The sequence below is a fragment of the Aeromonas veronii genome, from assembly GCF_040215105.1.
GTDB lineage: Bacteria > Pseudomonadota > Gammaproteobacteria > Enterobacterales > Aeromonadaceae > Aeromonas > Aeromonas veronii_G.
In genome coordinates this window covers 1318058-1331676 of record NZ_CP157875.1, presented here as the reverse complement: position 1 = coordinate 1331676, position 13619 = coordinate 1318058, and the positions used below count along the sequence as shown (strand labels likewise).

The following is a 13619-nucleotide window of genomic DNA, read 5'->3' as shown; positions in this document are numbered from 1 at the left end:
CTCTTTTTTATCAGAATGTGAGCAAACCATCAGAAGCCCGGGAGCAAGGGGGTGTAGACTGTGTGGGTTTTACCCAACAGATGTACCTTTTCCCATGCGCCTCTCCATCGCTGCCAAGATCAATTTTTTCCTGCTGTTCATCTTCTCCATGGTGCTGGTGTTCTCCGCGGCCTATCAGGCGGTGCGTGAACGCGACCTCATCCTGACCCTCATCAAGGAGCAGAGCCACGAGCAGACCGAGGCCTATTTCGATGGCCTCAACATGTTGATGCTGACCGGCAAGATGGAGGCCCGCGATACCCTGCGCAACAAGTTCCTCGCCCATGCCCATGTGGAGGATGCCCGCATCGTGCGCGGCGCACCGGTCAACAAGCAATATGGCCCAGGACGCGACATCGAGGCCCCCAAGGACAGATTCGATGCCCTGGCGCTGTCGGGCAAGGGCAGCCTGGAGGTCGTTCATGACGGCTTGCACAGTCGCCTGGTGGTGACCCGCCCGCTGCTGGCCAAGAAGGACTTTCGCGGCACCGACTGCACCAGTTGCCATCAGGTACCTGAAAACACCGTGCTGGGAGCGGTGCGCTTCGATTACTCCCTCGACACCCTGTTCACCCGGGTCGAGAAGAACATTCTCACCTCGGCCCTCAGCCTCACCGTCATCTTCGGCCTCGGGCTCCTGCTGACCCTCTGGGTGATCCGCACCTGGATAGTGCGCCCCCTCAACCAGCTGACCCGCTCCATGGAAGAGGCCACCGATCGCCATGACTTCGGCCACCGGCTGGAGGGCGATGAAGGAGACGAGATTGGCCGGGTGGCGCTCGCCTACAACCAGATGCTCGACAGCGTGGAGCGCCAGCTCGGCAAGCGCCCCATGGCGACGCCGGAAGAGCCTGAACCGGAGCAGCCAAGCTCACCGGAGCGTCAGAACCAGGCCAGCTAGCCAGAGCCAGCAAAGGGATGGCCGGATCCTAGGCCAGATAGTGAAACAGCAGGCTGGCCAGTAGCACCAGCAACAATATCCCCAGATGCACCTGACGGGCATCCTCCTGGCGTCGGCCGCGCAGGCGCGACAGCAGCAAGACCCCCAGGGTCAGCAGACAGCAGCCCCAGAGCCCGTAGAGCAACCAGGTCGCAAGGACGGGATCCCACTCCTTGCGCACCTTGACGCCCCCGTAGACCAGATAGCCAAAGAGGGTGGGCGGCCTAGCGTGATGATAGAGGGAGAGCAGCGCGATGAAGCCACCCCAGCAGAGGATGACCAGCCCCTGCAACAGCCTTATCAGCCCATCCGGCCCCGATCTTCGCTCCTTCACGCCCTCTCTCCTTTCATCGCACAATCCCCCATGCTTGCGGCCGAAAAGCCCACAGGAAGCAGACATTTTTGCTTGTTTATCACACCTGCGCGGGTAAGATGAACGGCTCAGTCTGCCATGGTGGGCCACCTGTGCCCGGGCCAGACCCCGAGTGTTGCAAATAGCGCTGCAAGAACAAGCTGGAGACAAATTTTCGATGACGCACGCATCCGTAGTAGATGTGCTGACCGGTAAGTATGCGGTCGGCACCACCCAGACAGTCAAAGGGTGGATCCGGACCCGCCGCGATTCCAAGGCGGGGATCTCATTTTTGGCCATATCCGATGGCTCCTGTTTCCATCCGGTACAGGCCGTCGTCCCCAATACCCTGGCCAATTACGAGAATGAAGTGCTGCGTCTGACCACCGCCTGCTCCGTGGAAGTGACCGGCCAGGTGGTCGAGTCCCAGGGCAGCGGCCAATCCTTCGAGCTGCAAGCCTCCGAAGTCAAGGTGGTGGGCTGGGTCGAAGATCCGGACACCTATCCCATGTCCGCCAAGCGCCACAGTATCGAGTACCTGCGCGAGCAGGGTCACCTGCGCGCCCGTACCAACGTGGTCGGCGCCGTGACCCGTGTGCGCAACTGCCTGGCCCAGGCCATCCACCGCTTCTTCCATGAAGAAGGCTACCTGTGGATCGCCGCACCGCTCATCACCGCCTCCGACACCGAAGGCGCCGGCGAGATGTTCCGCGTCTCCACCCTGGATCTGGAAAACCTGCCGCGCACCCCGCAAGGCAAGGTGGACTACGACAAGGACTTCTTCGGCAAGGAGACCTTCCTGACCGTGTCCGGCCAGCTGAACGTCGAGACCTATGCCTGCGCCCTGTCCAAGGTTTACACCTTCGGGCCGACCTTCCGCGCCGAAAACTCCAACACCAGCCGCCACCTGGCGGAGTTCTGGATGGTGGAGCCGGAGATCGCCTTCGCGGATCTGGAAGACAACGCCGCCCTGGCCGAAGCCATGCTGAAGTACGTCTTCAACGCCGTATTGGCCGAGCGCCGCGACGATCTGGAGTTCTTCGCCCAGCACATCGACAAGGATGCCATCGGCCGTCTGGAGCGCTTCGTCGCCTCCGACTTCGCCCAGATTGACTACACCGACGCCATCGAAGTGCTGAAAAACTGCGGCAAGAGCTTCGAGTTCCCGGTTTCCTGGGGCATCGATCTCTCCTCTGAGCACGAGCGCTACCTGGCCGAGGAGCACTTCAAGTCCCCGGTGGTGGTCAAGAACTACCCCAAAGACATCAAGGCTTTCTACATGCGCCTCAACGACGACGGCAAGACCGTCGCCGCCATGGACGTGTTGGCCCCGGGCATCGGCGAGATCATCGGCGGCTCCCAGCGTGAAGAGCGTCTGGAGGTGCTGGACGCCCGCCTGGCCGAGATGGGCCTGAACAAGGAAGACTACTGGTGGTACCGCGACCTGCGCCGCTACGGCACAGTGCCGCACTCCGGCTTCGGTCTGGGCTTCGAGCGCCTGGTGGTCTATGTGACCGGCATGGGCAACGTGCGCGACGTCATCCCCTTCCCGCGCACCCCTCGCACCGCCGAGTTCTAAGCCGCGAACTGCACGCGAAGATCATAAAAGCCGACCCCAGGGTCGGCTTTTTTCATGCACTCCCGCTGAACCCGCCATTCGGGCTAATGACGAGCCGCCCCTGGCGCGGCCGAACCTGACAACCCACACGCTCACGCCGCCCGGCAAGGCGCCCCCCCCCTCCCGCACGCCGGGCCCCATCGATGACACCTCCATCGCCTGATCGGGCACCCATTCGTGCAAGCGAGCAGTCTCTTATGCATCTCTTTTGACTAACGAATCAGTTGATTTGTGGCCGTGATGACCACTGCAACCCCTTGTCCGTAGTTTTTATGCACTTAAATCGGAAAAACATGGGTTATTGAACCACCTCAATTTTTTACCCCTTTTGAGTAGGCAGAATAACCACTAACCCTTTAGGGCTAAATAACAACAGACAATGTCGTCCTGGGCGCTGCGCCTGCATGGATTGAATCACACGAGGTAATGGAATGATCTTCATGGAATTTATGGTGGTACTCGGCTGTTTGCTGCTGGGTACCCGTTTCGGGGGCATGGGACTGGGTCTCATCAGTGGCATAGGTCTGTTCCTGCTGACCTTCGTGTTCGGCCTCACCCCGGGTGAGCCACCGGTACAGGTGATGCTGACCATACTCGCGGTCATTGGCTGCGCCGCCACCCTGCAGACCGCAGGCGGCCTCAACCTGATGATGCAGGTGGCCGAACGTCTGCTGCGTCGCCACCCCCAGTACATCACCATTCTGGCGCCGCTGACCACCTGGACCCTCACCTTCCTGTGCGGTACCGGCCACGTGGTCTACACCATGTTCCCCATCATCGCCGACATAGCGTTGCAGAAGAATATCCGGCCGGAACGCCCCATGGCAGTGGCTTCCGTTGCCTCCCAGATGGCGATCTGCGCCTCGCCGGTGTCGGTGGCCGTGGTCTCCATGGTCTCCATCCTGGCGGCCGGTCATGGCATCGGTCAGGCCTACGGCCTGCTGGACATCCTGATGATCGCCATCCCCTCCTCCCTGGCCGGGGTCATCGTCGCCGCCCTCTGGAGCCTGCGCCGCGGCAAGGATCTGGACAAGGACGAGGAGTTCCAGGCCAAGATCAAGGATCCGCAGCAGCGTGAGTTCATCTACGGCGGCGGCGAGACCCTGCTGGGCACCAAGTTCCCGAAAGAGGCCTACTGGTCGACCTGGATCTTCTTCGCTGCCATCGCTGCCGTGGTGGTGCTGGGGGCCGATGCCTCCCTGCGCCCGGTGTTCGAGATCAAGGGCAAGACGGGCCCCCTCTCCATGAACCTGGTGATCCAGATGATGATGCTGATCGCCGGCGCCCTCATCCTGATGCGCTGCAAGGTCAAGCCCGGTGACATCTCAAACGGCGCCGTGTTCAAGGCGGGCATGGTCGCCATCTTCTCGGTCTTCGGGGTCGCCTGGATGAGCGAGACCTTCTTCCAGGCCCACATGCCGCTGCTCAAAGAGACCCTGGCCCACGTGGTACAGGCCCAGCCCTGGACCTATGCCCTGGTGCTGTTCCTCATCTCCAAGCTGGTGAATAGCCAGGCCGCCGCCCTCACCGCCATCGCCCCCATGGGGCTGGCGCTCGGGGTCGAGCCCAAGCTGCTGATCGCCTTCCTGCCGGCGAGCTACGGCTACTTCGTGCTGCCGACCTACCCAAGCGATCTGGCCTGCATCGGCTTCGACCGCTCCGGCACCACCCGCATCGGCAAGTTCATCATCAACCACAGCTTCATCATTCCGGGTCTCATCGGGGTCGCCACCTCCTGTACCCTGGGCTACCTGCTCACCAGCGTGCTGCTGTAATCGCGCATCCCTCGACCAGACAGGCCCCCATTGCGGGGGCCTGTCTGCTTTCCGGCGCTTTGCCAAGGGGTCGCGGCGGGTTAGCATGCCCTCCTTTCATCTTCCAAGGAGAGCCCATGTCCCGCGTCATCGTACTCTGGAGTGGCGGCAAGGATGCCATGCAGGCGCTCTGCCATGCCCGTGAGCAGGGCCATCAGGTGGTCGCGCTGGTCACCTTCGGCCCGCCCAATCCCCGGTTCCTCGCCCATCCCCTGCCCCTGGTGCGCCGTCAGGCCGAGGCGCTGGGCCTGCCCCACCGGCTGGTGACCATCACGGCCCCCTTCGAGCAGAGTTACGAGCAGGCGCTGGCCGACTTGCAGCGAGAGTGGGCGATAGAAGGCGTGGTCACCGGCGATATCGACCGGGTCAATGGCGCCGACAACTGGATCTGCGCCCGCTGCCGGCCGCTCGGCCTCTCCGTGCATACCCCGCTCTGGCAGCAATCCCGAGAGGCGCTGCTGGCGGACCTGCAGGCGCGCGGGATTGTGGCCCATCTCTCCTGCGTCGATACCAGGGTGCTGGCGCCAGCCTGGGTGGGGCGCGTGCTGGACGCAGCCGCCCTCGCCGAGTTGCAGCAGCTGGCCGCGGCGCAGGGTTTCGATGCCTGCGGCGAGCAGGGGGAATATCACACCATGGTGACGGACGGGCCTGGCTTTGCCGCCCCCCTCGCCCTCGACGGCTGGCAGGTACGCAGACAGGAACATCTCGCCTATCTGGCTGAAGAGGACGCCAGCCATCTAGTCAGTTAGGTATTAGTCAGTTAGGCGTTAGCCATCTAGTCCGTTAGGCGTCAGCCATCTGGTCAGCCAGGCGCGATCGATATCGTCCATCAAGACGGTACCGGACCACCCGGAATACATAAAAAACGGGAGGCCTGAGCCTCCCGTTTGCACTGCCTTCACGTTGTTTTTTCAGCGCACTAATTTGGCAAGCACGCGCTTAAGCAGACGAATGCGCGGCTCTATGCTGCCCAGCAGCAGGAACTCCGCCTCCGAGTGAAAGCCGCCCCCCATGGGGCCGAAGCCGTCAAGGGAGGGCACCCCGGCCGCGGCGGTGAAATTCGCATCCGAGCCGCCACCGGCCTCCAGCCAGTTGAAGGGGATCCCCTCCTCCTGACCGGCCGCCTCCACCAGCGCCATCAGCGCTTGGGTATCCGCACTCGGGCGCATGGCCGGCTTGAAGGTCTGGCGCTCCACCTCGACCCGGCAACCCGCGAGGAAGGGGTTCTTGGCCATGAAGCCGAGCCGGTCGTGCACGGCGGCGGCCTCTTCATTGCTCCAGAAGCGCAGGTCGACGATGGCCTCGGCAAAGTCCGGCACCACATTGACCCCGGTTCCGCCCTGTATCACCCCCACATTCATGGTGGTGCCCGTCTCCATGTTCACCTGCTCGTTGATGGCGAGCACCCAGTTCGCCAGCTCGGTGATGGCGGAGACCCCCTCCGCCAGGGCCGAGCCCGCGTGGGAGGCCTTGCCGTAAAAGCGGATGCGGTACTTGGCGTTGCCCTTGCGGGCGCTGATGAGATCCCCGCTCGGGCGGGCCGCCTCGGCCACCAGCACGCAGACGCTCTGCTTTGCCTTCTCCACCAGCCAATCCTTGGACCAGGGAGAGCCAATCTCCTCGTCGCAATTGCAGCAGACCAGCACCTTCAGCTTGGCCAGCACATCGGGATCCATGCCTTGCAAGGCATACCAGGTGGAGAGCAGGCCGCTCTTCATGTCCGACACGCCGGGGCCGAAGGCCTGATCGCCCTCGACCTTGAGGGGTCGCTTGGCGACGGTGCCTTCCGGGAAGACGGTGTCCATGTGGCCCACCAGCATAACGTCATAGTGGGTAGCGCCGGGGGCATTGGTGATCTCAAGGCAAGGGCCGCACTCGTCGGCAAACTGGTGGCGCACCACCTGCCAGCCGATGGCCTGGTACTTCTCCGTCATGATGTCGGCGACCCTGGCCACCCCGGCCGGGGTGCGGGTGCCACAATCGAGGTTGATCAGCGGCGCAAGGTTCGCCAGATAGTCGTCCAGGGAAAAATCGTTGTGAATGTTTGTCATCATCGTCTCCATGGGATGGGGAGGCAGGCTCCCCAGCCAACAGCCGAGTGAAAAGAGCGGACGGCCCAGCCGTCCGCCACCTGATTACATAAACAGCAGATAATTGAGTGCCAGGGCGGTCAGCAGGGCACCGGCCATGGGCACGCTGGTGCGCTTGACCACCACGAAGGGGGAGACCTTGGCGATGCCGGCGCAGGCGATGAGCACGGCGGCGATGGGGGAGATGCTGCGCCCGATACTGGAGGCGAGCTGCATGGGCAGCAGCATGGTCACCGCCGGCACCCCGAACTTGGCTGCCACGGCGGGGGCCAGGGTGGAGAAGCTCAGGAAGGCCGCGTTGCCGGAGCCCATGATGACCGCGGCCACCATGATGAGGCCCACCATCACCAGCGTCATCAGCCCGCTGCCGATACCGGCGTTGCTGGCGGAATGGAGCAGGGTGTCGATGGCACCGATGGCCTTGAGGGATTCGGCGAACAGCTCGGCGCAGACGATGAGCGCTACCACGGGACCGAACACCTTGCCCATGCCGTCGAGGAAGCTCGACAGCCCCGCGAAGGCGGTGCGCACCGAGCGGCTACGCAGCAGCTCGCACAGCATGCCGAGGAACACCGACAGCAGCATGGCCACCTCCACGCTCATCTTGATGTCATCCACCAGCAGCTTGGAGAAGGTCATCATCAACACGAAGGGGATGATGGGCAGCAGGGCATACCAGGTCGGCGCCTTCACCTCGTCCGTCCCCTGCTCGTCAAGCTCGGCGTGATCGCCGCGGTGCTTGGCGGGATCCCAGCCATCCTGGCGGTCACAGTGACGCTGCCAGAAGAAGTGCAGCACCATGGTCACCAGCAGCATGGGGGCCACCAGCCAGATCTGGTAATCCACGAAGTAACTGGTCGGATCCATGCCGGACTGACCGGCGGAGAAGATGGCGTTGGTCTGGGTCGGGCCGATTTCGAACGCCTGGGAGGTGGCGATGACGCCACAGGCGGAGGCCGGGCTGATGCCGAGGTTGCGCATCACCGGATACATGGTGACCATCAAGAGCAGACCCAGGCCGGTGGCCGAGGTGACAAACAGGGAGACGAACACCGCCACCAGGTAGCAGATGGACAGCATCAGGTAGCTGGACTGGATGCCCGCCACCGGTTTGACCGCCACCCGCACCAGGGCCTGGGAGGCGCCGATGTGGGACATGTAGGTGGCAAAGCCCGCCACCGCCATGATGGTGAGGCCGAGCCCCGCCGCCCGGTAGGAGAAGATCCCCTTGAACACCTCGAACAGGTCGAACAGGGCAAACCCCGTGCTCTTCTCCGCCGGCAGGATGGGATGCAGACCGAGCCAGTAGGCCAGGGTGAACAGGCTCATCCCCGCCAGGGCGAGCACCGCCTGGGGGTTGTAGTCCTTGACGATGCCGTAGACCACGGCCATCAGCACGAACGAGACGAATAAGAGTTCCAAAGTGCGCTCCTGATAAGGTTATCGAGGTGCGAAATCTAGTGGTGAGGCCGGGCTTTCCTATTGATCCCTATCAATAAAGGTTGTTTGAACGCACATTAACAGCATTAAATTCCACTTAAATCACAAAAAACAGCCATTAAATCCATTGATAAGGTTCTAGAATTCCTCTTCGTGGGGTTTGGGCCAATAACCTCAACTTTTTTTGCTTTGGATCAACATCCGGGGTGGTTGAACTGGCCAAGATGCCCATCGACACAAAGCGACCATTTCGCACCGGAGAGAGTTATGACAAACCTGGCCACCGTAGAGAGCACCAACTGCGACTACAAGCTGTGGGACATCCTCGTCGAGTCTGCAAAGGAGCGCACCACCATTCGTTACTCCAAACTGGCCAAGCGGGCCGGGCTGGAGAGCAGCCAGGACGAGCTGCGTACCCTGTTGCAGCGCATCCGCATGTATTGCACCGAGCACGAGCTGCCGATCCTCTCCACCATAGTGGTGGATGACGTGGGCAAATACGGCGGCCTCTCCTCCAGCCTGCCGGGCGCCCCCTGGGAGCGTGCCCGGGTATTCGATTACCAGTGGCCCGTCGCCCCCTGAGCCACATTGCTGGACATCCATACGACAAAACGCGCCCTCTGGCGCGTTTTGTGCTAACAGGTGCCCTCCATCTGGTCGAAATCCCTGTGTAAAAAGCCTGGGCGCGGGGCGCCGCCGTTGCCATCGGAAGATCGGGATGCCAGAATCGGGCCTTGCATTTATTCAGGGCCGCTGGCCCCGCGATTTAAGGATCCCCATGGCCACCACCCTCTATGGCATCAAGAACTGCGACACCATCAAGAAGGCCCGCAAGTGGCTGGACGAAGCCGGTGTCGAATACCGCTTTCACGATCACAGAGCCGACGGCCTGGATCCCGCCGCGCTGGATGGCTGGCTGGCGAGCCTCGGCTGGGAGGCCCTGCTCAATACCCGTGGCACCACCTTCCGCGCCCTGCCGGAGGCGGACAAGCAGGGGCTCGACGTGGCCCGCGCCCGCGCCCTGCTGCTGGCTCACCCGGCCATGATCAAGCGCCCGCTGCTGGACAAGGACGGCGAGCTGCATCTGGGTTTCAAGGCCGATCACTATCAATCCCTCTTCTCTCGTTAACTTCTTCTTTTAAGGAACGCCGATGTCGGATGTCATCGCACTGGCCAAGGATCTGATCCGCCGCCCCTCAGTAACCCCCCTGGATGAGGGGTGCCAGACCCTGATGGCGGCGCGCCTCGAGCGTCTGGGCTTCGTCATCGAGCCCATGGTGTTCGAAGACACCACCAATCTCTGGGCTCGTCGTGGCACCGAGGGCCCCCTGTTCTGCTTCGCCGGTCACACCGACGTGGTGCCGGCCGGGCCGCTGGACAAGTGGCACACCCCGCCGTTCGAGCCGACCATCCTAGACGGCATGCTCTATGGCCGCGGCGCCGCCGACATGAAGGGGTCGCTGGCCGCCATGGTGGTGGCCACCGAGCGCTTCGTCGCGGCCCATCCCGATCATGCGGGCTCCATCGCGTTTCTCATCACCTCCGATGAAGAGGGGCCCTTCATCAACGGTACCGTGCGGGTGATCGAAACGCTGGAGGCGAGAGACGAGAAGATCCGCTGGTGCATCGTCGGCGAGCCCTCCTCCACCAGCGAGGTAGGGGACGTGGTGAAGAACGGCCGGCGCGGCTCCATCACCGGCGATCTGCTGGTGCGCGGGGTGCAGGGCCATGTCGCCTACCCCCATCTGGCGGACAATCCCATTCATAAAGCGGCCCCGGCCCTGGCCGAGCTCGCCGCCACCGTCTGGGACGAGGGCAATGCCTACTTCCCCCCCACCAGCTTCCAGATAGCGAACATTCAGGGGGGTACCGGCGCCTCCAACGTCATCCCGGGCGAACTGCAGGTGCAGTTCAACTTCCGCTTCAGCACCGAGCTCACCGATCAGGATATCCGCGAGCGGGTCGAGACTCTGCTGACCCGTCACGGGCTGGATTTTGAACTGAAATGGACTCTCTCCGGCCAGCCCTTCCTGACCGACACCGGCGCCCTGCTGGACGCGGCGGTGGCGGCCATCGAGAACGTCAACGGCCAGCAACCGGCCCTGCTCACCACGGGGGGAACGTCCGATGGACGCTTCATCGCCCCCACCGGCGCCGAAGTCATCGAGCTGGGTCCCGTCAACGCCACCATCCACAAGGTGAACGAGTGCGTGAAGGCCGAGGATCTGGATCTGCTGGCAGACATGTACCAAGGGGTGCTGGCGCGCCTGCTGGCCTCATGACCAAACCACACCGACCGGGCTGGCTGTGGGCCGGCCCGGCTTGCCATCTCATCACAAAGGAGCGGACATGACCCAGGATCAACTGCTGGGGCTGGACGACAGTCACCTGACCCTGCTGGGACGCGGTCCCCACCGCCTCACCGTCGCCACCGCGGCGGCCTTCAACGACATGCAGGTAGCCGCCACCTACGAGGGCCACAACCTGCAACCCGCCTCCAGCTGGCGCGGTTTCGAACGCCAGCTCGCCATCTGGAATGGCAAGTGGCGCGGCGAGCGGCCATTGCTGGACGCCAGGGGCCAGCCGCTGGATGCGCAGCAACTCGACGAGACCGAGCGGCTGCACGCCATCCTGCGCTGGAGCGCCCTGCCCGGCACCAGCCGTCACCACTGGGGGACGGATCTGGACATCTATGATCCGGACTGTCTGCCTGCGGACACCAAGCTGGCGCTGGAGCCCTGGGAGTACGAGGGAAACGGCTGGTTTGGGGAGCTGAGCGCCTGGCTCGGGGATCACATGAACGACTTCGGCTTCTTCCTCCCCTATGCCCAGCTCTCTGGCGCGGGCTGCGGGGTCGCCTACGAACCCTGGCACCTGAGCTTCCGGCTGGAGTCAGCCGATCTGCAGCTGGATCCGGATGCACTGGCGCTTTGCCTGCAGCAGGCGGATATTGAAGGCAAGGAGTGCATACTGGCCCATCTGGACGAGATCCTGGCTCGTTACGTCACTCCCGGTCTCGACGCGAGGAATCACCCATGAAGACGGGGTTTATGGAAGGCCGATTGACCCGGCTCGACCAGCGCCAGGTCAGTCATGACGTCACCCCCTGTCTTAGCAAAATGAGGACGCACCCATGAGTCTGTGGTTATGGATAGGGCTGCCGCTCTTGTTCCTGCTCGGTCTGTTTCTCAACGCCATCAAGGACATGAAACAGCTCGAGAAACAGCTCCCCAAATACAGGGACAAGATCCGGGAAGTCAAAGACGACGAAGACGACTGACCCCCAGGCTCCGGGCGCCGAACGACCTCCGGAGCCCATTTCTAGTGCCGCCCGAACCTGCCTCTCCCCTCCTTCCTGCCCCCATTCCAGCGTCAAACCAGCACCAATCGTTACTGTTTCATTTTCATTTCATTCTTGCTTCTTCACGCCTTCTTTTTGCTTAAAAACAGCACCGAAAGGTAAAAAAGTGCAAATTAATGCACGATTAAGCCACACAAGGGGACGCAAACTGCATATAATGTGCCTGTTTTGCAGCCCGCCATAAGGAGTTCGCCATTGGATGCCACCACCATCAACAGTTTCTTCTTTGTCGCAGCCTTGTTGGTGGGATGCAGTGTCCTGTTAAGTGCGCTCTCTTCCCGTATCGGCATCCCCATCCTGGTCATCTTCCTCGCCGTCGGCATGCTGGCCGGTGAGGATGGCCCCGGCGGTATCCATTTCGCCGACTACTCGGTCGCCTACCTGGTGGGCAACCTGGCGCTCGCCATCATCCTGCTGGACGGCGGCATGCGCACCCGGGTCTCGTCGTTTCGGGTCGCCCTCTGGCCCGCCCTGTCGCTCGCCACCGTCGGGGTAGCCATCACCACGGGTCTGACCGGCCTTGCCGCCGCCTGGCTGTTCGATCTGAACCTGATGCAGGGCATGCTGATCGGCGCCATCGTCGGCTCCACCGATGCGGCGGCGGTCTTCTCCCTGCTCGGCGGGCGCAGCCTGAACGAGCGGGTCAGCGCCACCCTGGAGATAGAGTCCGGCAGCAACGATCCCATGGCGGTGTTTCTCACCGTCACCCTGATCGAGGTGCTGGCCACCCAGCAACAGGGGCTGGACTGGACCTTCCTGCTGCTGCAACTCGGCAAGCAGTTTGGCCTCGGGGCCGGTATCGGCCTCGCCGGTGGCTGGTTGCTGTGGCGCCTCATCAACACCGCTCGCCTGGCTCCCGGCCTCTACCCCTTGCTCACGGTGAGCGGCGGTCTGCTCATCTTCGCCCTCACCACGGCGCTCGGCGGCAGCGGCATTCTCGCCATCTACCTGACCGGCCTCTTGCTCGGCAACCTCTCCCTGCGCAGCCGCAGCACCACCTTGTCGGTGCTCGATGGCCTGACCTGGCTCAGCCAGATCGGCATGTTCCTGGTGCTGGGGCTGCTCGCCACCCCGAGCAACCTGCTGCCCATCGCCCTGCCGGCGCTGGTGCTGGCCATGTGGATGATACTGTTTGCCCGCCCCATCTCGGTCTGGATTGGCCTGTTGCCGTTTAAAAACTTCGCCCCCCGGGAGCGCTGGTTCATCTCCTGGGTGGGGCTGCGCGGCGCCGTGCCCATCATTCTGGCGGTCTTCCCCATGATGGCGGGGCTGCCCAACGCCCAGCTCTACTTCAATGTCGCCTTCTTCGTGGTGCTGGTCTCCCTCATCCTGCAGGGCAGCTCGTTGCCGCTCGCCTCCCGTCTTGCGCGAGTCGAGGTACCGGCCCCTCCTTCTCCCATCAACCGCTCGGGTCTCGAGATCGATCTCGACAGCCAGTGGGAGACCTTCGTCTATCGCCTGGGCGATGAGAAGTGGTGCATCGGCTCCCCCTTGCGGGAACTGCGCATGCCGGAAGGGACCCGCATCTGCGCCCTGTTCCGGGGCCAGGAACTGCTGCACCCCTCGGGCAGTACCCGGCTGCAGTCCGATGACATCCTCTGCGTCATCGGTCATGAGCGCGATCTCCCCGCCCTCGGCCAGCTGTTCAGCCAGGCGCCCGAGCAGGATCTGGGCCCGCGCTTCTTCGGTGACTTCCTGCTGGAGGCGGGCGCCAAGCTGGTGGATCTCGCCCCGCTCTACGGGCTGGATGTGAGCGAAGTGGCGGATCTGACCCTCGGCGACTTTATCGCCGGCCAGTTGGGCGATAATCTGGTGGTCGGTGACCACTTTGCCTGGCAAGGATTGCTCTGGACGGTGGCCGAGATGGAAGAGGGTGAGCCTCGCAAGATAGGGGTACGCTTCCTGAAAGAAGATCCGGTTTAAGACGCGAGTCTGCCCATAAAAATATGCTCAGCGAGCAGGGAG

13 protein-coding genes are annotated in these 13619 nt (G+C 62.9%); 10 read left to right on the top strand and 3 right to left on the bottom strand.

Features of this window, described 5'->3' with window-relative positions; translation table 11 throughout:
• Nucleotides 1-94 precede the first annotated feature (94 nt).
• Nucleotides 95-940, top strand: coding sequence for a HAMP domain-containing protein (locus ABNP46_RS06290; protein ID WP_349921558.1), 846 nt, complete (start codon nt 95-97; stop codon nt 938-940).
• A gap of 28 nt (nt 941-968) precedes the next feature.
• On the opposite strand, the gene ABNP46_RS06285 is transcribed toward ABNP46_RS06290, so the two are convergent.
• Nucleotides 969-1313: a hypothetical protein gene (locus ABNP46_RS06285; RefSeq protein WP_349921557.1), complete on the bottom strand. Its 345-nt coding sequence runs from the start codon at nt 1311-1313 to the stop codon at nt 969-971.
• Nucleotides 1314-1509: 196 nt separating this feature from the next.
• Here ABNP46_RS06285 and asnS point away from each other — a divergent pair, with 196 nt between their 5' ends.
• From asnS to ABNP46_RS06270, 3 genes are all read left to right on the top strand, one after another.
• On the top strand, nt 1510-2910 hold the full coding sequence (gene asnS, locus ABNP46_RS06280) for an asparagine--tRNA ligase (RefSeq protein ID WP_349921556.1): 1401 nt from the start codon (nt 1510-1512) through the stop codon (nt 2908-2910).
• A gap of 470 nt (nt 2911-3380) precedes the next feature.
• A complete protein-coding gene (locus tag ABNP46_RS06275; RefSeq protein WP_349921555.1) occupies nt 3381-4724 on the top strand; it encodes an anaerobic C4-dicarboxylate transporter in 1344 nt (447 codons plus the stop codon).
• Between the two features lie 116 nt (nt 4725-4840).
• Nucleotides 4841-5512 (top strand): hypothetical protein, encoded by a 672-nt coding sequence (locus tag ABNP46_RS06270; protein ID WP_349921554.1) that lies wholly within the window; start codon nt 4841-4843, stop codon nt 5510-5512.
• A 162-nt stretch (nt 5513-5674) separates the two neighbouring features.
• Here the strand turns inward: ABNP46_RS06270 and ABNP46_RS06265 are convergent, their stop codons facing one another.
• Nucleotides 5675-6814 (bottom strand): M20 family metallopeptidase, encoded by a 1140-nt coding sequence (locus ABNP46_RS06265; protein ID WP_349921553.1) that lies wholly within the window; start codon nt 6812-6814, stop codon nt 5675-5677.
• Between the two features lie 84 nt (nt 6815-6898).
• Nucleotides 6899-8275, bottom strand: a complete 1377-nt coding sequence (gene dcuC, locus ABNP46_RS06260; RefSeq protein ID WP_349921552.1) for a C4-dicarboxylate transporter DcuC — start codon at nt 8273-8275, stop codon at nt 6899-6901.
• Between the two features lie 285 nt (nt 8276-8560).
• Here dcuC and ABNP46_RS06255 point away from each other — a divergent pair, with 285 nt between their 5' ends.
• From ABNP46_RS06255 to ABNP46_RS06230, 6 genes are all read left to right on the top strand, one after another.
• Nucleotides 8561-8875, top strand: a complete 315-nt coding sequence (locus ABNP46_RS06255) for a hypothetical protein (protein WP_349921551.1) — start codon at nt 8561-8563, stop codon at nt 8873-8875.
• A 196-nt stretch (nt 8876-9071) separates the two neighbouring features.
• On the top strand, nt 9072-9422 hold the full coding sequence (locus ABNP46_RS06250; RefSeq protein ID WP_349921550.1) for an ArsC family reductase: 351 nt from the start codon (nt 9072-9074) through the stop codon (nt 9420-9422).
• A 22-nt stretch (nt 9423-9444) separates the two neighbouring features.
• Nucleotides 9445-10575, top strand: coding sequence for a succinyl-diaminopimelate desuccinylase (dapE, locus tag ABNP46_RS06245; protein ID WP_349921549.1), 1131 nt, complete (start codon nt 9445-9447; stop codon nt 10573-10575).
• A gap of 67 nt (nt 10576-10642) precedes the next feature.
• Nucleotides 10643-11332 (top strand): M15 family metallopeptidase, encoded by a 690-nt coding sequence (locus ABNP46_RS06240; protein ID WP_349921548.1) that lies wholly within the window; start codon nt 10643-10645, stop codon nt 11330-11332.
• 94 nt (nt 11333-11426) lie between these two features.
• A complete protein-coding gene (locus ABNP46_RS06235) occupies nt 11427-11573 on the top strand; it encodes a hypothetical protein (RefSeq protein ID WP_005325762.1) in 147 nt (48 codons plus the stop codon).
• A 276-nt stretch (nt 11574-11849) separates the two neighbouring features.
• On the top strand, nt 11850-13577 hold the full coding sequence (locus ABNP46_RS06230; protein WP_349921547.1) for a potassium/proton antiporter: 1728 nt from the start codon (nt 11850-11852) through the stop codon (nt 13575-13577).
• Nucleotides 13578-13619: the final 42 nt, after the last annotated feature.